We start from the raw sequence: 17,497 nt of genomic DNA, 5'->3' as shown, positions 1-17,497 counted from the left end.
TAAAGTTGGACACTTTATTTATCCGGCTGCCATGGCCTGAGTTCGATATTCAACTGGACTCAGGCCATTGAGCTTTAGCCGCCAGTTTTTTCAGAATGCGTGACACCGCGACAAATGCAAAGGTTCCGGTCACAACCGTTACCGCACCAAAACCGCTACGACAATCCAGTCTTGTCGACTCGCCATTATCCGGTTTCTGATGACACACCTCGCCATCATCGGACGGGTACATCAGCTGTTCCGTTGAGTAGACCGCCTCTACAGAAAAACGTCGTTTCAGATTCGTGGGAAAGCCATACTGACGACGCAGCTGATTTCGGGTCTTAGCCAGAAGCGGGTCCTGCTCTGTTTTGCTCAGATCGGCAATCTTAATCTGCAGCGGATCAGTCTGCCCACCGGCCCCGCCAATGGTAATCAGCGGGATCTTGTTACGTCGGCAATAAGCGATCATGGCGCACTTATGCTTCACCGAGTCGATAGCGTCCAGCACATAATCAAACTCTTTCAGCATCAGTTCAGCCACATTCTTTTCGGTCACAAAAGCAGAAACCGCATGCACGTCACAGGTCGGATTGATTGCTCGGATACGCTCAGCCATGGCGTCCACTTTCGGCCGCCCGACCTGACCATCCATCGCATGAATCTGACGGTTAATGTTGGAGGTGCAGATATCATCCAGATCGATCAGCGTGATTTTACCGATACCACTGCGGGCCAGCGCTTCCGCCCCCCAGGACCCCACACCGCCGATACCCACCACCGCTACATGAGCCCTGAAAAAGGCCTCAGCCGCAACCGCACCATACAAACGGGAGATCCCGCCAAAACGAAAACCGTAATCATCATTCATCTGCATGACTCTGTATTCTTCTGAATCTAATCAATCCGGTCTTAAAAATAAAAACCGTCATTAAGATAGCTGTTGCACCCAAGTGTCCCAGCCCAAACGGGACATAATCTGCTGCATGGATTCCTCAAGGGGAGCCTTAATCGTTAATGGCTGCCCTGTCACCGGATGCTGAAAAGCGATCTCGGTGGCCGCCAGCAGTAACCGATCACTCGCAAGATTTTCCTTGAAGTAGCGGTTATACCGCCCGCGACCATGCTTGGCATCCCCGATTATCGGGTGGTTGATATGCTTCAGATGACGGCGAATCTGATGCCGGCGTCCGGTTTCCGGTTTTACCTCAACCAGAGAAAACCGGCTTTGCGGATAGCGCTCGATACAGACATTCAGTTCGGCCGTTGCCAGACACCGATACCGGCTGAACGCAGCCTGAGGCTCACTTTTCTCTTTTGAGCCCTTAATGCGTTTATCCGGCTCTTCCACCAGCGCATGATCAATCTCTCCGGCTTCCGGTGCATAACCCCGCACCACAGCCACATAGGTTTTATCAACCTCATGGGCCATCATCTGCTCACCCAGCCTGCGGGCGACCTCTGAGCTTAAGGCAAATACCAGAGCCCCTGAGGTGGGCTTATCAAGGCGATGAACCGGAAACACCTTTTGACCAATCTGATTTCGCACCATCTGCAGGGCAAAGCGGGTTTCATGACGATCAATGGGGCTGCGGTGCACCAGCAAACCGGAGGGCTTGTTGACCACCACCAGATGTTCGTCCTGATACAAAACAGGCAGGATCTCATCCTGCCTGTCTTCTGCGCCGGAGACCTGCTCCGGCTGGAAAGTAACCTCAGCTGTCATTACGCCAGCTTGTCCGTTGCAACATGGTACTTAGGATCTTCAATCACATTCACTTCCACCAGATCACCCGCTTTCTGCAGAAGGTCACGGCACTCGCCGCTCAGATGACGCAGGTGCAGGGTCTTGCCTGCAGCGATATATTTCTCTGCCAGAGCATCAATCGCCTCCAGTGCAGAGTGATCGCTTACACGGGAATTACGGAAATCCAGAACCACATCCTGCGGGTCATTTTTAGGATCAAACTGCTCACGGAAGTTGTTGATCGATGCAAAGAACAACGGACCGGTCAGTTCATAAACGCGGTGATTGTCATCTTCTTCAATAATGCGAACCTGAATATGCTTGGCGTTCTGCCAGGCAAAGATCAGCGCGGAAACGATCACCCCCACAATCACGGCAATCGCCAGATCCGTCACAACAGTTACACCGGAAACCAGCACAATGATAAAGGCGTCCGACTTAGGAATTTTACCCATCATACGCAGACTGGCCCATTCAAAGGTACCGATCACCACCATAAACATCACACCCACAAGCGCAGCAATCGGAATCATCTCAATCAGTGACGACGCAAACAGAATAAACAGCAGCAGGAATACCGCAGCCGTAATACCGGACAAACGACCACGACCACCGGAGTTAATGTTGATCATACTCTGGCCGATCATGGCGCAACCACCCATCCCCCCAAAGAGACCAGTCAGAATGTTGGCTGAACCCTGACCCACACACTCTTTGTTACCACGACCACGGGTTTCGGTCATTTCATCAATCAGACTAAGAGTTAACAGAGATTCAATCAGACCAACAGCGGCCAGAATCAGAGAGTAAGGCAGGATAATCCAAAGTGTTTCCAGTGACATAGGAACCACAGGGATATGAAACTCAGGAAAACCCCCAGCAATTGAAGCCAGAGGATCATTGGTCATATCGGCCAGAACATTCTGAACCGAGCGCGCATCCAGATCCATAAAGATCACAATCAGCGTTACCGTCACAATGGCAGCCAAAGAGGAAGGGATCGCTTTGGTCAGCTTAGGCAGGAAGTGGATGATCGCCATGGTCAGCAAAATCAGGCCAGCCATAATCATCATGGGCTCCCCGGTCATCCAGGTCATATTGCCGGCTTCATCTTTAACTTTGAACTGCCCCAGCTGAGCCAGAAAAATCACAATAGCCAGACCGTTTACAAAGCCCAGCATCACCGGATGCGGCACCATACGGATAAACTTACCTAGCCTGAAGACCCCGGCTGCGATCTGGAAGAAGCCCATCAGCACTACCGCAGCAAACAGGTATTCAACACCGTGCTGAGCCACCAGAGACACCATCACCACCGCCAGGGCACCCGTTGCACCGGAGATCATCCCCGGACGACCACCAATGCAGGCCGTCACCAGCCCCACCATAAAGGCTGCATACAGACCCACCAGAGGTTCAACACCGGCGACGAAGGCAAAAGCAACAGCTTCCGGCACAAGTGCCAGGGCGACCGTTAAGCCGGATAAAACATCATTTTTCATTTGAGCAGGCGTCAAATAACGGGTGGAGTCCATGAGTACCTCAGACTGAATTGCAGTGATGGGTATGCCGGTAGGCAGAAAAGGGCCGAGATTTTACAGCAAGCCGTCAGGCAGTGCAAAACGAACACCCGCAGCAATCCTGAAACCATCAGACAAAAATCCCTATACAAAGTGTTACTTTATGATCTGACAAACTCCCCCATAATGCAGACAGTTTTCATGATTTTGACGCATTCGCAGTCCGGCTCTCGCCACAAGCAAATGGAATGCATACTGTTATAAGGATTGACCAATGAGAAATCTGGGCCTGTTTGGCAAGATGGCTGTACCTATTGTTGCCCTGATCGCCATTATCATGCTGATTCTGGTGTTTTTTATCCCTAAACAGATGAGTGAGACCGTCGTTGAGGGGGTTATCGAAAACTCCCAATCTACCGTCGACCAGTTCAAAACCCTGCGTAAATACTACACTCAGAATGTGGTGGGTAAGGTTCTGGCATCCAGAGCGCTCAAACCGGACAGCGACCATAAGCAACATGCCAACAAGATTCCACTACCCGCTACCATGATTCATGACCTGAGTGATCTGATGAAAGACAAAGGTCTGATCCTCAAACTATACAGCGAGTACCCTTTTCCAAACCGCGCAAACCGACGTCTTGATGAGTTTGAACAAAGCGCCTGGCGACAGCTGGTGCAAAACCCCGAAAGCACCATCGTGAAGCAATCGGAAGAAAATGGCCGAACGCTGGTACGCGTGGCCATCTCAGACAAAATGTCTGCTGAAGCCTGTGTCGCCTGCCACAACTCGCACCCACAAACACCGAAGAACGACTGGAAAATGGGTGATGTCAGGGGCGTTCTTGAGGTAACGACGGATATCACAGACCAGCTGGCTGCTGGCCGCGCCACCAGTTTGAAGATTACAGGGCTCGTGGTTTCATTACTGATGGTGATGCTGATGGCTCTGTGGCTGATCTATCGCAATGTCATTCAGCATCGTATGGATCATCTGAACGACGCTATGGACGAAATTGCTCATGGCGATGGCGACCTCACAGCACAACTGGACGAATCCGGTAACGACGAAATCACCCATCTGTCACGGGCCTTTAACCGCTTTACCGGACATATCCGCGAGATGGTTCAGCAGATGGCCGATACCAGCGAGAGCCTGAACGACACCTCAGAAGCGATGAATCAGATCGCGCTTGATAACAGTCATCGCCTGGAACGTCAGGCTCAGGAGACCAATCAGGCAGCCACCGCCATTAATGAGATGGCTGCCACCGTTGCCGATGTTGCTAAAAATGCCGCCGAGGCAGCTCAGGCAGCACAAACAGCGAATCAGGTATCGATTAACGGGCATAAAGTTGTCGACGCCACCCGCCGTGATATTGATGGCCTTTCTGGCAATATCAACAACGCCATGGATGCGATTCACAAACTTGAGGAGCAGTCGGAGAACATTACCGGCATGGTTAATGTCATTCAGGGAATTGCCGAGCAAACGAATCTGCTGGCACTGAATGCAGCTATTGAAGCAGCACGGGCCGGAGAACAGGGTCGCGGCTTTGCCGTTGTCGCCGATGAGGTACGCAATCTTGCAGGCCGAACTCAGGAAGCCACCGAAGAGATTCAGCAAGTGATCTCAGCACTGCAAGCGGACACCAACAACGCTGTCAGTCTGATGAAAGAGAGCTGCACTCAGGCCGAGCAAACAGTAGAGCAGGCAGAAGCTGCCAACGATGCTCTCAATGCGATCTCAAGTTCAGTTGGCCAGATTACATCCATGAACGATCAGATCGCCAGCGCCAGCGAAGAACAAAGCGCCGTGGCAATGGAGATTGAGCAAAACATTATGGCGATCAACCAGATGTCCGATGAATCAGCCCATACCTCCGAGCAGACTGCCGAAAACAGCAACCACCTGACTGCACTATCCCATGAACTGAGTGCACTTGTCAGTCGTTTCAAGTACTAAAGAAGAGAATAAACAAACCTGACGGTCTTGCTTATCGAAGGCTCAGAAATCCAAAAACTTGAGCAAAAAGAAATGCGCCCGGAAAGATAAAAAGCTTTTATTTAGTATCTATGCTTGAGTTTTTTACAATGAGATCAGTCAATTTGACTATCACCAGATGAATATAACGTCAGAAGGCTCATTAAGCATAAAATCCCTCCCAATAATGATTGGGTGGGATTTCGCTTAAGGGTTATCACTAACGCTTATCAGCAAGCATTTCCAAAAGGAAAATTACAGCTTGTCTGCTTCACCAGACAGGTAAGAAGCCACACCTTCAGGAGATGCAGTCATACCTTTGTCGCCTTTGTTCCAGCCTGCAGGGCAAACTTCACCGTGCTCTTCAGTGAACTGCAGCGCGTCAACCAGACGAATCAGCTCATCCATGTTACGACCCAGTGGCAGATCGTTAACGATCTGTGAACGTACATTGCCTTGCTGGTCGATCAGGAATGCGCCACGGAATGCAACACCGCCATCTGCTTCAACGTCATACGCCTGGCAGATTTCGTGTTTAACATCAGCAACCATGGTGTATTTAACAGGACCGATACCGCCATCGTTGATCGCAGTGTTACGCCATGCATTGTGCGTGAACTGAGAGTCGATAGATACAGCAACAACCTCAACACCGCGAGCCTTGAACTCATCCATGCGGTGATCCAGAGCGATCAGCTCAGACGGGCAAACAAAAGTGAAGTCCAGAGGATAGAAAAATACCAGACCGTATTTGCCTTTCAGCGCTTCAGTCAGGTTGTAGTTTTCAACGATTTCGCCATTACCCAGTACTGCCGCTGCAGTAAAGTCAGGAGCTTTTTTTCCAACCAATACGCCCATTTTAATTCTCCAATTTTGGGTTGTTTTAACAGATCTTAATCACAAAAAAATTCTGACACCTAAAAGTGTCAGAATTAGAAAAACCATTACCTGAATAAGGTATAGGCAAAAGCCAGACATTCAAGTCTGGCTCTCACTTTGGTTCTCATAAAGCGGGTTTTCATAAAACAGGGGGCTTATTAAACCTGACTGTCATCAATGACAGATCAGGAAGCCGCTGCTTCAGAAACCAGAGTTTTCAACTCACCGGACTGATACATCTCGATAATGATATCGCAGCCACCAACCAGCTCACCGTTCACCCACAGCTGAGGGAAGGTTGGCCAGTTTGCATACTTAGGCAGCTCAGCACGGATATCCGGGTTATCCAGAATATTAACAAATGCGAATTTTACTTCACACGCCATCAGCGCCTGAACCGCCTGAGAAGAGAAGCCGCACTGTGGCATCTGAGGATTACCCTTCATGTACAGCAGGATAGGGTTATTTTCGATCTGTTCTTTGATGGTATCTAGAGTAGTGCTCATGTGCGTTCCTTAAAACAGGGAAAAGCATTTACGGGTATTAACCGACTAATTAAGTCAATTTTACCGCGCTTAATTAAAAAATGCAGCCTCATTAGCAGGGATTCAAGTCCCTGACTCAGTTTTTTCAAAAGCCAATCGTTTTTTTAAAATGCGACTTTATTGACAGCGACAATATTTGCCTTTAGTTTTACTCATTTGGTCATCTTCCCGGCAGCAATTCGCTGCCGTTTTCTGTTTTGGGGCTGCGGTTTTTATCCTCGTTCTCTTTTTGTGAGAACAGCTGAGCTAGCAGAGCCTGCGATTACCCTATGCGTAATTAAGAAGGCCGAGAAAAAAGACTTCAGTTATGGGCAGCTGTCCTAGGTTCAGGCCTTTATCATCACCGTCTGAACAAAGATCAGCACCGCCCTGAAAGAAAACGAGCTAAAACTGACCTATTAAGGACGCCACCTCATTCCGGTGTCCATGAACTCTTTTATTGGAATTCGAGAAAATGGCAAGACACTTTTTAACCCTGCTGGATCTGTCTCCGGAAGAACTCAACTATGTTATCGAGCGGGCGATCACCATTAAGAAAGGCCTGAAGGCCGGTGAGATCTACGAGCCCCTGAAAAACAAAGTTCTGGGTATGATTTTTGAAAAATCATCCACCCGAACCCGAGTCTCTTTCGAAGCGGGCATGACCCAGTTCGGTGGCAGTGCTATTTTTCTTTCTCCTCGGGACACTCAATTGGGTCGCGGTGAACCCGTTGAAGACAGCTCCCGTGTTCTGTCCGAAATGGTTGATGCCGTCATGATCCGTACCTTTGATCACGCACTGGTTGAACGTTTTGCTGAATATTCCAGCGTTCCTGTGATCAATGCACTGACTGATGACTATCATCCCTGCCAACTGTTAGCTGATGTACAAACCTTTGTTGAACTGCGTGGCAGCATCAAGGGCAAGACCGTGACCTGGGTTGGCGATGGCAACAACATGTGCAACTCCTATATCAACGCTGCTCGTCAGTTTGATTTTCAGCTGAATATTGTTTGCCCGGAAGGCTACGAGCCTCTGCCGGAACTGTTGGAAGCAAACAAAGAGCGCATCCAAATCTTCCGTAAACCGGAAGAAGCCGTTGCCGGTTCTCACCTGGTTGTGACCGACGTCTGGGCTTCCATGGGCCAAGAAGAGGAACAGAAAGAGCGCGAGAAAGCCTTTGCCGGCTATCAGGTCACCACAGAGATGATGGATCTGGCAGACAAAGAAGCGCTTTTCATGCACTGCCTGCCTGCTCACCGGGGCGAAGAAGTCAGCGCTGAGCTGATGGACGATGAACGTGCTGTGATCTGGCAGGAAGCGGGCAACCGTCTCCATGCACAGAAAGCCTTGCTTGAGTTCCTGATTCTGGGCAAAATTGAGAATAACTCTTAATTGCTTTTGCACGGCAGACCCACAAAAGCCCGGGAGTCATTTCCGGGCTTTTTTCATTTAAAGCTCAGGCGTATCTGCCCTCTGCCACCCAGTAAGGAATCCTGAATGAGCACTTTGCTTCAGGTCGACAATATTGAATGCCGCTACGATCAACTGGTTATCACCCAAGAGATCAGCTTTGCTCTGAATCAGGGCGATATCTGCTGCCTGCTGGGCCCCAGCGGCTGCGGCAAGACTACACTTTTACGTACCATCGCAGGTTTTGATCCGGTGTACTCCGGCTCTATTACCCTGAATGATGAAACCATCTCCGCGCCGGGCTTTATGATTCAACCGGAAGAACGCCGTATCGGCATGGTCTTTCAGGATTATGCGCTTTTCCCCCATCTGACACTGGCAGAAAACGTTGCCTTTGGTCTGCGCAAATTCAGCGATTCCGAACGCAAGCAGCGCGTTGCCGAGATGCTGGATCTGGTGAATATGAGCGATCTGGGCCACCGCTACCCGCACGAACTGTCCGGCGGCCAGCAACAGCGTGTCGCTCTGGCACGGGCACTGGCTCCCCGCCCACAGATGATCCTGCTGGACGAACCCTTCTCCAATCTGGATTTCGAGCTGCGCAAGCACCTGGGCCTTGAAGTACGCCGTATTCTGAAAAGCCTCAACATCAGCGGCATTCTGGTCACCCATGACCAAACGGAAGCCTTTGCGATGGCGGACTATGTGGGGGTGCTGAATCAGGGGCGCCTTCAGCAGTGGGATACGCCTTATAACCTGTACCATGAGCCACAGAATCGCTTTGTAGCCAACTTTGTCGGTCAGGGCTACTTTATCCCCGGCACACTGCAAAACCACTGTAATGTCGCCACCGAGATCGGCCTGATTCAGGGCAACCGGGCTTACCCATGGGAAGACGGGACACCGGTGGATGTACTCCTGCGTCCGGATGATATTATTCATAACCCTCAGGGCCCGATTCAGGCTACCGTAGAGCAATTTACCTTTACCGGTTCTGCTACCCTGTATCGCCTGAAGCTGCCTTCCGGAATGGTTGTGGAATCGATGTTTAACAGTCACGCCGAATTTAATATTGGCGATACCGTGCATCTGGAAGTAAAAGCCGATCACCTAATTCTGTTCCAGCGCCCTGGAGCAGCGGTAGCCGAACCCCAGACACTGGCAGCCGCCAGCTGATTCACACCAGTAGCGTTCAGTAAAAAAGCCATCTCAGTCTGAGATGGCTTTTTCCGTTATGAACTCCGGTTTGCTGTCGTTTGTATTGACAGCCTCTCGCTTGCGGCGAATATAAAGCGTACGCATAACACGGGCGACTAACTCTCCGGACTCATCCAGAATTTTTACCTCAAACTCCGGCAGGTATTTCTCACCCGATGCCGTTTTCTCAAGAATATCCTTCAACAGTTCCTCAGAAACATAAAATTCCGCCCGAACGGTTGAACGACCGGGTTTGATATAGTCGATATGAGCAGCTTTGTCCCACACCACATAGTCTCGCCCCAGTCGCTCCGAGAGCATCAACATATAAAAGGGATCTGTCATCGAATAGAGCGAGCCACCGTAGTGAACCCCCACATAATTCCGGTTATACCAGCGCAATTTCATTCGGATACGGGCATAAGAGAAATCTCTTGCCAGCTTCTCCACCTTTACCCCGGCACCCAGCAGAGGTGGCCAGAGGGAGATCCCCCATTTAAGAAATGTAGCTTTCACAACTCAATACCCTCTGCGAATCACTCAAAGTAATACATTTGTATTCAAACAAACGTTTGATATTAAAACAGAGACAAAAAAAGGAAGGCAAGGCCTTCCTTTTCATAATAAGTAAAACAATTGATCAGCTTTTAATATCCAGCAGGTTACCCAGCGATTCCTGATTGGTACGAACCTCAGCTTGCTTACGCAGCAAGTCATTAGCCTGATCCTGAATACTGCTGTAGGTGCTCTGCTGCTCAGTCGTTTGAGCGGTTTGACCAACCTGATCCGAAGGAGCAGAACTGATCGGGATACTCCCTTTCACTGCATCAGCAGATACGCCAGCACTGGACGTCGGTTGAGTCGTACCGGATTCCTCCTGACGACTTTCGCTGGCAGCATCCAGACGTTGCTGAGCCTGGTTGTTAGTACCCGCAGCCTGTCGGTTGATCAGGGTTACCTGTGAAACGGACGATTCAATCATGTTGACCTCCAGGAGAAAAAATTAAACCCATATCGCATCAGTTATGACCACCGATACAGACATGGGTTCAATATAGCCTTTAATTGTCGCTTCCGAAAGAAAGCAACTGTAACAAATTACTGCTTCGGCTTATCGTTCTTAATGAAGTAAATTAAGCCACCGAAGAATACCAAAGCACCACCAATGACCAGAAGGCTAGCGAATACAGCATCATCCATATACATAATCATCACCTCAGAGGGATTGTTGCATCATTTAACAAATCAACTGGGTTCAGATTAGCAGGGAGGTAAGGGAGTAAACCCTGCCCCAGATCAAACTAATTAGTCACTTTGTATATAGCTGCTGCCCGCATGTGACAAGGGTCAATAAATCAACCTTGCTGCGCCAAACGATCTTGAAGGAAAGTACCGATTGCTTCCAATTCTGCCACACAAACTTCATGTGCCATCGGATACGGATGCCACTGTGCACTTGCGGCAAGTTCTTCGGTGAGCACCACAGCTTTACGACCCATGGCAAACGGCACCACATCATCCTGAGAGCCGTGACCGTGCCAGAAAACCATCTCATTGAGCTGAGGATGCGCATCTTCTACCGGCAGTGCCTGATACGTAGAAAGTGCCAATATGGCTGCTGGCTTAATCGCCTTGCCACTCTTATCAGTATATCGACCACCATTTAACGACGCCTCAAGCACGACAGCACCACCCTGAGAGAAACCGATCCAGAAGATCCGCTCCGCAGGAATACCGTCGGCAATCTGCTGCTGAGTCAGTTCGTGCAAACTTCTGGCCGCATCCTGAAGATGTTCAGGGACAATCTCCCGTTCCGGCAGCATTTTCAGGATGTCGTACCAGGCCGGCATCTCCCAGCCACCATTGATTGTCACCGGACGATCCGGAGCCTGAGGGAACAGAAAACGCACCTTCGCGGCCTCTGGTAACTTCAGGTAAGGCACCGCAGGAATAAAATCATCAGCTCCCGCACCTAAACCGTGTAACCAGATCACACAGGTATCCGGCTGGGGTGAAGTCTCTATCTTTTTCATGCCTTGGGTAAACGTCATCATCAGTTCTCTGTATCCGTTGATCTGGAGTGAATTTGCCGCGAATAAGTCTGGATTTTGCCCTTTTATCTCACTATTTTTAAGATATCTTTGAAAACAGCCGGTAATTTCTTTATGCTGCCGCTCGTCTGCATCTATCCATCTCAACCAGATTCTACGCCATGCCGAAGCTGTTTCTTATTATAACCGCTCTTATCGGGAGCCTTTTGCTCTCTGCCTGCAGCAGCTCGCCCTATGGCTCTGCCACCAGCAAGGTGCATCTGGTGAAACCTGGCGAGACTTTTTACAGCATCGCCAGACGCTATGAAGTCGATCTTGAAACTCTGTCCCGCTACAACCCAAAGGTCGTTCCTCACCGACTGAAAGCCGGTACAGAACTTCAGATTCCGGTTGATGGCACTGACATCCAGACCCCCAGCATTCAATATACTGTTCAAAGGGGTGATACCCTGAGCAGCATTGCCGACCATTTTGCCGTCCCCCTGGCCAGTCTGAAACAAAGTAACCCCGGCATCGATCATGATCGTCTTTATCCAGGCCAAAAACTGATTGTGGGTGTTGCCCCACGCCGGGCAGCGACAGGTTATATCTGGCCAATCGCCAATCCAAAACTGATTAACGGTTTTGGTGAAGAAAACTGGGGGTTACAGAAAGGCGTCAATCTGCAGGCACGACCAGGGCAAACCGTATTCGCCTCTAAAGAGGGTACTGTCAGTTTTGCCGGTGAGATGCGTAGCTTGGGTAAAGTAGTGATAATTCAACACTCCGGAGATCAGCAAACCGTCTATGCCAGCTGCGAAGCTCTGGTAGTAAAAACGGGGGATACTGTCCGAAAACGCCAGCCCATTGCCACGGTAGGTTTTAATACACTGGTTAACCGGGCAGCTTTACACTTTCAGTTCCGGGATCGCGGAGCGCCTCTGCCACCTGAAAACTATCTGCCAATTATTGAGTAAGAAACCAATGGCAAATTCTAAAGCCTCAGCAAAACCAACCTAAAAACCGCAGCTCTAGCCGCGGTTTTTACGTTTATCGATCGCATCCTGCAGAAACCCTGCGGGCATCGCCTTGGATTCATTAGCAAAATCCGTTCGGGCACCCGTTTCATCCACCCAGCAACTGATCAGGCGAGCGGGGGTCACATCAAAATAGATATTACGAGGCCGGACAAAATCGATCGGTGGTAGCTGCAACTCGTCTTCGGCCATCTCTTCCAATTCAATTTCATCAGCCCGACGATGACTGTGTTTAAAACTCTCTGCCGCAACAAATACAGGTACACCATGATCCCTGGCAGCCAACGCGACCAGATAAGTCCCGGCCTTGTTCACAACGGAGCCATCCTCCAGCACACTATCGGCCCCCAGAAGAACCACATCAGCATAATCAATAAAGCAACCCAGCTGAGCCTCAGCGATATAAGTCGTCTCTATCTTCATCTCAGACAGCGCTCGCGCCAACCGACGACCTTCAATGCCTGGGCGGGCTTCGGTCATGATCACTTTACAGTCTGCAGTCTGCATCGTTTCCAGCACCGCGAGAACAGTCGTGCTATAGCTGTGGGTCAATATGACACTGCCCGGAGGAATCTGAGGACTCAGCGCCTGAACAATGCCACGCCCAGCCTGAACCGACATCTGCTGTAAGGCCTCAGCCTGTGTCATCGCATACTCACGGGCATTATCCATCGCATCTTCAGGCATGGCAGTCAGCTGATCAATCCAGCGCTGCATCATATTCCAAAGCACGGCCATACTGGGCCGAGCCAACTGCATCTGCATAGCAAGATCCAGCAGCTCACTTTTGAGGTCAGCCGGACTCTCAGCATCACAGGTGTTGGCGTACTCTTTCAGATCTTCCAGAGCACTGCGGGAAAGCTCACTGCCCCCCTTGCGCACATCTTCTTTTACCGCACGAATTCGACGCTCTTTGAACTGATCATTATTGATATACATGCAGGGGATAATCCTATTGGTTCAGATCCTGATATTGTTATTAAAAGGTTAGGGATAAACACGCTTGTTAGTGAGGGCTAATCAGACAGCCCGGTCAATGCTCGCTGAAGCAGACTCAACCGACTGACAACCGCCTGACGGTCATTATCGGCAAGGGCCTGAGGTGTAACCAGCCAGGTCCCCCCTACAACAGGAACGTTTTGTAACGCCAGATAATCCGCCATATTGCTTAGGGTAATCCCCCCTGTCGGGCAAAAATGGATATCCTGCAAAGGGGCACCCATCGCCTTTAACAGAGTGACGCCGCCAGCCGCCTCAGCGGGAAAGAACTTCAGCAAGCCAAAGCCATAATCCCGGGCGCGCATCGCTTCAGAAGGGGTCATCACACCGGGGACAAAGGGCACAGGGCAATCCTGAGCCGCCTCCAGCAAAGCATCGGTTGCTCCAGGAGACACAATAAAACGAGATCCTGCATTTACTGCAGATCTTATCTGATGAGCATTCAGAACGGTTCCTGCTCCCACAGAAAGCTCGGGGAAATTTCGATTCAGATGCTCAATCACCGTCAGGGCTTTTGGAGTGCGCAATGTGACTTCCAGATGCTGAAGACCGGCCTCAACGAAACAACCACCAATCCAATCCGCCTGCTCTACTGACTCAAGCACCAGCACCGGAAGAACTTTCTGGTGACTCAATTGAGACAAAAACATACCAACTCCTCAGTATTCTGTAATCGCTCTCAGGCACAAAACCATGCCACAACGGGGTCTTAATATACCCGTTATCAGACAGGTCTGCGATCCAGTTTCCGCTTCAGCCACCACATCATAATCGGCTGAGCCAACACAAAAATCATCGTAATCGAACTGAGCAACACCATCCCCTCCAGAGCACCGGTCTCATCGGCTGTCAGCACCCAGGAGCTCCCAACTGCCGCAATGCCCGTTGAAACATGCTGAAAGGCGAACTGAGCCGAAGTATACGCAGCCCGTTCATGGCCCTCCGGAGTCATACTCGTCAGAGCGTTCTGTGTCACACGGCGCGCTGAGGAAAAAACCATAAATCCGGCAAAAATATAGGGTACCCAAAGCATGTCAGGTTGGTGCATAAAGCCCTGCCAGAGCACCAGAGCAAGACCCAGGCATACCACTGTTCCTGTTCCCAGACTGCCAAAACGATCGGTCAGATAACCCGTCACCTGCATCCCAATCAGCGACGCTACGCCGCCAATCATATACAGCTCGCCAATGCGCTCCCTTGGGAACCCCAGGTTGAACTGAATATAGGCAGACAGGTTGGGGATCAGCAGAAAGTTACCAAACATGGAGACCACAACCAGCATCAACGCCCAGCGGGTCAGGGATTTATTGAGCAGAGAGAACACACCCACTGCCGGCTTGCCCTCATGCTTCCCTTTATGGCTATCCATCTTCGGCAGCAGAAGCAATATAGCCAGCAAGACGGTCAGACCACACAAAGCAATGGCATAAAAGGGCGTCTGCCAGCCATGCCAGTTCGCCAGCTCCAGCCCGAACGGAATCCCCGCAATAGCGGCTACTGAGAAAGACCCCATGGCAATCGCCATTGCCCGCCCCCGTCGCTTGGGTGGCACAACATCGATAATCATCGCCATTCCTATTGCCGATGCCGGGCCGCCGAAGGCCCCCGCACAGATTCGGGCCATCAGCAGGGTCATCTGATCAACCGCCAGGGTCGCTGCGAAAGTACTAACCGAAAGGCCTGCCATCGCAATAATCGCAATCCTCCGACGATCAAAACGATCCAGGTGACGGCTGAGGAAAAACCCCGATGCCGCCGCCGCAAAGGTATAACTACCACCGATCAGCCCCAGATCCGACATCGGAATATTCAGGTCACGGGCAAAATCCGGGCCTAACGGCATCACCATCATAAAATCAACGATATTAATAAACTGAATCAGGGTGACCAGGATCACCACCCGCCATTCACCGGGAACATTACCGGAAGGTATCGAAGGCCCGGAATGTTGAGATTGCAGATTAGACGGCATTAGAGCTCCTATGCAGGAAGGAAATATCACCGAAGCAGAAAAAATAAGAGTCAAACGAAAAAAGGGGCCTAAAGCCCCTCTGAATTACTCAAGTATAACGTGGTTCAGCGACCGGCCCGAGAGCCTGCAGAAAGAATAATTGGTCAACCGGAAAGACTGCCTCAAAACTTAAAGGTCACTGCTGAAGAAAACCCTGCACGTGAGCCAGAAAATCCTGCGGCTTTTCAGCATGCAGCCAGTGGCCGCAACCTGCCATAGTAACCAGCTGGTTATGGGGGAAAAGCCGATCAATCTCAGGCAGGTAGCAATCCTCCACGTAATGAGAAAGCTCACCACGAATAAAGAGCGCAGGTTTATCAAAAATCTGACCAGTAGGCGCTTCAACCACAGAATCATAGTCAGCATTAATCTGATCCAGCCCCATACGCCAGCCCAGCTTACCGCTGTCTTTTTTCTCAAGGTTGGTACTCAGAAACTGACGCACGCCCAGTGTATCCAGATGCGTCGCCATTATTGTGTCGGCCTCTTTACGGCTTGCTGCGCCTCCCGCATTCTGCACGGCATAAAGCGCAGCCAGAACCTCATCATGGCCGTGACCATATTCCACCGGTGCGATATCCGCCACGATCAACTTTTCAACCCGGCCAGGGCAGTTCATCGCCAGCTGCATAGCCACTTTACCGCCCATGGAATGCCCCAAAATATGGGCTTTATCAAGTCCCAGCTTATCCATAAGCGCCAGCACATCAGCCGCCATCGCCTCGTAGCTCATCCCATCCAAATGAGGTGAACGACCGTGATTACGCAAGTCCAAAGCGATAACGCGATAGGTCTCGGAAAATTTTTTGCTGAGAGTGCGCCAGTTATCTGCAGAACCAAACAGGCCATGAATAATCATCAGCGGGAAACCCTCCCCCTGTTCGGTATAAAACAGTTCTGCATTACCGGACATAATCACCTCGGAGTCGCCATTATCGATAAAAAACAAAAATCCAGCGGGATATTATGCAATGGGCATCCGGCTTCTTCCAGCAGCGACAACCGATAACAGCACTCAATACCAGAAAAACCTGCTGTCTTATTATCGCAATGCAGCATAACTAGACTAACCTTAAAACACGCTTTGCTTATTATCCCTGATAAAAACGCTTGCTGATTAATCAGGTGATCATTAACGTAAGACAGCGTACATGCCCTGAAATCGGGCATGATGCGTATGAAACTGAAGATGGTATTTCAAAAGTCACAGGAGTGCGTTGCATGAGTATTGCCCGATTGGAGCTGGTCTACCGGCTTGCTAAGCAGGACGATGCTGTTCCGGTATTGTTTGTTCACGGTATTTTTAGCGGGGCCTGGATCTGGGAAGAACACTTTCTGGACTGGTTTGCCAACCATGGCTATCACGCCTATGCCGTAAGCCTGCGGGGGCACGGGCGCTCCTCATCTCCTGACCCCAGCGGACAATACAGCCTGAAAGATTACTCACAAGACCTGGAAGACGCGATCCGCACCGTCGAACAGAATCATAAGCAGCCTCCCCTGCTGGTCGGCCACTCCATGGGCGGCATGGTGGTACAACGTTTTCTGACGCATCACATTGGCCGTGGCGCTGTTCTGCTATGCAGCATCCCACCTCAGGGTATGATGCCCCTGTCAGTTCAGAGCTTCTGGTGTAACCCCTTTATCGCCCTTGAAATGACCCAAACCTACATGATGCCGGATCAGGCCACAACCGATCAGTTACAACGCTATATGTTCTCTGGCCCGGTGGATCAGAAAAAACTGAATAAATGGCTGCAGTATATGGTGCCGGAATCTCAGCGACTGATCTGGGATATGAGCTGGAATGATCTGCCCAACCCATTCGAAGTTGCCAAAACACCAATTGCTGTCGTCGGCGCTAAACAGGATCAACTGGTGCCCCAGCTAACCGTGACACTCACAGCCGCAACGTACGGCTGCAAAACCCATTGGGTCGACTCCGGTCATGGTGTCATGCTGGATCATAACTGGCAGGATGGTGCTGCTGCCGTTGCAGCGGCACTGGCAGAACTGCTGCACGAAGAACAACAACAGTTTACCGAGCAATCCGCCTGCGCCTGACTTTGGTTTTACCCCACTCACGCATAATCCAGTCATGAAAAAGCCCCGTCAGTTAAACCTGTGAAGTGACCCCCAATAGTTGGACACCCAACATTGGGGGTTCTTTTTATGG

The 17,497-nt window shown here is 50.5% G+C and carries 18 protein-coding genes; 5 read left to right on the top strand and 13 right to left on the bottom strand.

Annotated features, from left to right (window positions below; all coding sequences use genetic code 11):
* Positions 1-49 precede the first annotated feature (49 nt).
* The 3 genes from tcdA to AC4GL5_RS13295 are packed head-to-tail and all read right to left on the bottom strand — an operon-like array spanning position 50 to position 3,261.
* Entirely contained in the window at positions 50-850 is an 801-nt protein-coding gene (gene tcdA, locus AC4GL5_RS13305) for a tRNA cyclic N6-threonylcarbamoyladenosine(37) synthase TcdA (RefSeq protein ID WP_490383282.1), read from the bottom strand.
* A gap of 60 nt (positions 851-910) precedes the next feature.
* Positions 911-1,705: a tRNA pseudouridine(65) synthase TruC gene (gene truC / locus AC4GL5_RS13300; RefSeq protein WP_490383281.1), complete on the bottom strand. Its 795-nt coding sequence runs from the start codon at positions 1,703-1,705 to the stop codon at positions 911-913.
* The gene (locus AC4GL5_RS13295; RefSeq protein WP_490383280.1) at positions 1,705-3,261 is read right to left on the bottom strand and encodes a SulP family inorganic anion transporter; all 1,557 of its coding nucleotides are present in this window, start codon (positions 3,259-3,261) and stop codon (positions 1,705-1,707) included. The genes truC and AC4GL5_RS13295 overlap by 1 nt, the downstream gene beginning before the upstream one ends.
* Before the next feature lie 259 nt (positions 3,262-3,520).
* Between AC4GL5_RS13295 and AC4GL5_RS13290 the strand changes: the two genes are divergently transcribed.
* Positions 3,521-5,212: a methyl-accepting chemotaxis protein gene (locus tag AC4GL5_RS13290; protein WP_490383279.1), complete on the top strand. Its 1,692-nt coding sequence runs from the start codon at positions 3,521-3,523 to the stop codon at positions 5,210-5,212.
* Between the two features lie 273 nt (positions 5,213-5,485).
* Here the strand turns inward: AC4GL5_RS13290 and AC4GL5_RS13285 are convergent, their stop codons facing one another.
* The gene (locus AC4GL5_RS13285; protein ID WP_490383278.1) at positions 5,486-6,088 is read right to left on the bottom strand and encodes a peroxiredoxin; all 603 of its coding nucleotides are present in this window, start codon (positions 6,086-6,088) and stop codon (positions 5,486-5,488) included.
* Positions 6,089-6,294: 206 nt separating this feature from the next.
* Complete coding sequence (grxD, locus tag AC4GL5_RS13280; RefSeq protein ID WP_490383277.1) at positions 6,295-6,615, bottom strand: Grx4 family monothiol glutaredoxin; 321 nt, start codon at positions 6,613-6,615, stop codon at positions 6,295-6,297.
* A 493-nt stretch (positions 6,616-7,108) separates the two neighbouring features.
* Between grxD and argF the strand changes: the two genes are divergently transcribed.
* The gene (gene argF, locus AC4GL5_RS13275; RefSeq protein WP_490383276.1) at positions 7,109-8,029 is read left to right on the top strand and encodes an ornithine carbamoyltransferase; all 921 of its coding nucleotides are present in this window, start codon (positions 7,109-7,111) and stop codon (positions 8,027-8,029) included.
* A 105-nt stretch (positions 8,030-8,134) separates the two neighbouring features.
* On the top strand, positions 8,135-9,223 hold the full coding sequence (locus tag AC4GL5_RS13270) for an ABC transporter ATP-binding protein (RefSeq protein ID WP_490383275.1): 1,089 nt from the start codon (positions 8,135-8,137) through the stop codon (positions 9,221-9,223).
* A 33-nt stretch (positions 9,224-9,256) separates the two neighbouring features.
* Here AC4GL5_RS13270 and AC4GL5_RS13265 read toward each other — a convergent pair whose 3' ends face one another.
* From AC4GL5_RS13265 to AC4GL5_RS13250, 4 genes are all read right to left on the bottom strand, one after another.
* Entirely contained in the window at positions 9,257-9,760 is a 504-nt protein-coding gene (locus AC4GL5_RS13265; protein ID WP_490383274.1) for a DUF4442 domain-containing protein, read from the bottom strand.
* A gap of 124 nt (positions 9,761-9,884) precedes the next feature.
* Positions 9,885-10,226 (bottom strand): hypothetical protein, encoded by a 342-nt coding sequence (locus AC4GL5_RS13260; protein WP_490383273.1) that lies wholly within the window; start codon positions 10,224-10,226, stop codon positions 9,885-9,887.
* A gap of 116 nt (positions 10,227-10,342) precedes the next feature.
* Positions 10,343-10,450: a cytochrome c oxidase subunit CcoM gene (gene ccoM / locus AC4GL5_RS13255; protein WP_490383272.1), complete on the bottom strand. Its 108-nt coding sequence runs from the start codon at positions 10,448-10,450 to the stop codon at positions 10,343-10,345.
* Positions 10,451-10,599: 149 nt separating this feature from the next.
* Complete coding sequence (locus AC4GL5_RS13250; RefSeq protein ID WP_490383271.1) at positions 10,600-11,298, bottom strand: alpha/beta hydrolase; 699 nt, start codon at positions 11,296-11,298, stop codon at positions 10,600-10,602.
* A gap of 203 nt (positions 11,299-11,501) precedes the next feature.
* Between AC4GL5_RS13250 and AC4GL5_RS13245 the strand changes: the two genes are divergently transcribed.
* Complete coding sequence (locus AC4GL5_RS13245) at positions 11,502-12,251, top strand: LysM peptidoglycan-binding domain-containing protein (protein WP_490383270.1); 750 nt, start codon at positions 11,502-11,504, stop codon at positions 12,249-12,251.
* 54 nt (positions 12,252-12,305) lie between these two features.
* Here the strand turns inward: AC4GL5_RS13245 and AC4GL5_RS13240 are convergent, their stop codons facing one another.
* From AC4GL5_RS13240 to AC4GL5_RS13225, 4 genes are all read right to left on the bottom strand, one after another.
* A complete protein-coding gene (locus tag AC4GL5_RS13240; protein WP_490383269.1) occupies positions 12,306-13,250 on the bottom strand; it encodes an eIF2B alpha/beta/delta subunit family protein in 945 nt (314 codons plus the stop codon).
* Positions 13,251-13,327: 77 nt separating this feature from the next.
* Positions 13,328-13,960, bottom strand: a complete 633-nt coding sequence (locus AC4GL5_RS13235) for a bifunctional 4-hydroxy-2-oxoglutarate aldolase/2-dehydro-3-deoxy-phosphogluconate aldolase (RefSeq protein ID WP_490383268.1) — start codon at positions 13,958-13,960, stop codon at positions 13,328-13,330.
* Positions 13,961-14,034: 74 nt separating this feature from the next.
* A complete protein-coding gene (locus AC4GL5_RS13230) occupies positions 14,035-15,282 on the bottom strand; it encodes an MFS transporter (protein WP_490383267.1) in 1,248 nt (415 codons plus the stop codon).
* Between the two features lie 175 nt (positions 15,283-15,457).
* Entirely contained in the window at positions 15,458-16,234 is a 777-nt protein-coding gene (locus AC4GL5_RS13225; protein ID WP_490383266.1) for an alpha/beta fold hydrolase, read from the bottom strand.
* 308 nt (positions 16,235-16,542) lie between these two features.
* Here AC4GL5_RS13225 and AC4GL5_RS13220 point away from each other — a divergent pair, with 308 nt between their 5' ends.
* A complete protein-coding gene (locus AC4GL5_RS13220) occupies positions 16,543-17,385 on the top strand; it encodes an alpha/beta fold hydrolase (RefSeq protein ID WP_490383265.1) in 843 nt (280 codons plus the stop codon).
* The last annotated feature ends 112 nt before the right edge of the window (positions 17,386-17,497 follow it).

The sequence above is a fragment of the Oceanospirillum sp. genome (assembly GCF_982874595.1).
The sequence above is the reverse complement of the archived record's forward strand: the minus strand, read 5'-3'. Positions and strand labels throughout refer to the sequence as shown.

Bases quoted from the DNA above. Each gene is read 5' to 3' on its own strand.
- AC4GL5_RS13240 (WP_490383269.1), bottom strand. From the start codon at position 13,250: ATGTATATCAATAATGATCAGTTCAAAGAGCGTCGAATTCGTGCGGTA.
- ccoM (WP_490383272.1), bottom strand. From the start codon at position 10,450: ATGTATATGGATGATGCTGTATTCGCTAGCCTTCTGGTCATTGGTGGT.
- AC4GL5_RS13220 (WP_490383265.1), top strand. From the start codon at position 16,543: ATGAGTATTGCCCGATTGGAGCTGGTCTACCGGCTTGCTAAGCAGGAC.
- truC (WP_490383281.1), bottom strand. From the start codon at position 1,705: ATGACAGCTGAGGTTACTTTCCAGCCGGAGCAGGTCTCCGGCGCAGAA.
- grxD (WP_490383277.1), bottom strand. From the start codon at position 6,615: ATGAGCACTACTCTAGATACCATCAAAGAACAGATCGAAAATAACCCT.
- tcdA (WP_490383282.1), bottom strand. From the start codon at position 850: ATGAATGATGATTACGGTTTTCGTTTTGGCGGGATCTCCCGTTTGTAT.
- AC4GL5_RS13270 (WP_490383275.1), top strand. From the start codon at position 8,135: ATGAGCACTTTGCTTCAGGTCGACAATATTGAATGCCGCTACGATCAA.
- AC4GL5_RS13290 (WP_490383279.1), top strand. From the start codon at position 3,521: ATGAGAAATCTGGGCCTGTTTGGCAAGATGGCTGTACCTATTGTTGCC.
- AC4GL5_RS13250 (WP_490383271.1), bottom strand. From the start codon at position 11,298: ATGATGACGTTTACCCAAGGCATGAAAAAGATAGAGACTTCACCCCAG.
- AC4GL5_RS13285 (WP_490383278.1), bottom strand. From the start codon at position 6,088: ATGGGCGTATTGGTTGGAAAAAAAGCTCCTGACTTTACTGCAGCGGCA.
- AC4GL5_RS13235 (WP_490383268.1), bottom strand. From the start codon at position 13,960: ATGTTTTTGTCTCAATTGAGTCACCAGAAAGTTCTTCCGGTGCTGGTG.
- AC4GL5_RS13225 (WP_490383266.1), bottom strand. From the start codon at position 16,234: ATGTCCGGTAATGCAGAACTGTTTTATACCGAACAGGGGGAGGGTTTC.
- AC4GL5_RS13230 (WP_490383267.1), bottom strand. From the start codon at position 15,282: ATGCCGTCTAATCTGCAATCTCAACATTCCGGGCCTTCGATACCTTCC.
- argF (WP_490383276.1), top strand. From the start codon at position 7,109: ATGGCAAGACACTTTTTAACCCTGCTGGATCTGTCTCCGGAAGAACTC.
- AC4GL5_RS13260 (WP_490383273.1), bottom strand. From the start codon at position 10,226: ATGATTGAATCGTCCGTTTCACAGGTAACCCTGATCAACCGACAGGCT.
- AC4GL5_RS13295 (WP_490383280.1), bottom strand. From the start codon at position 3,261: ATGGACTCCACCCGTTATTTGACGCCTGCTCAAATGAAAAATGATGTT.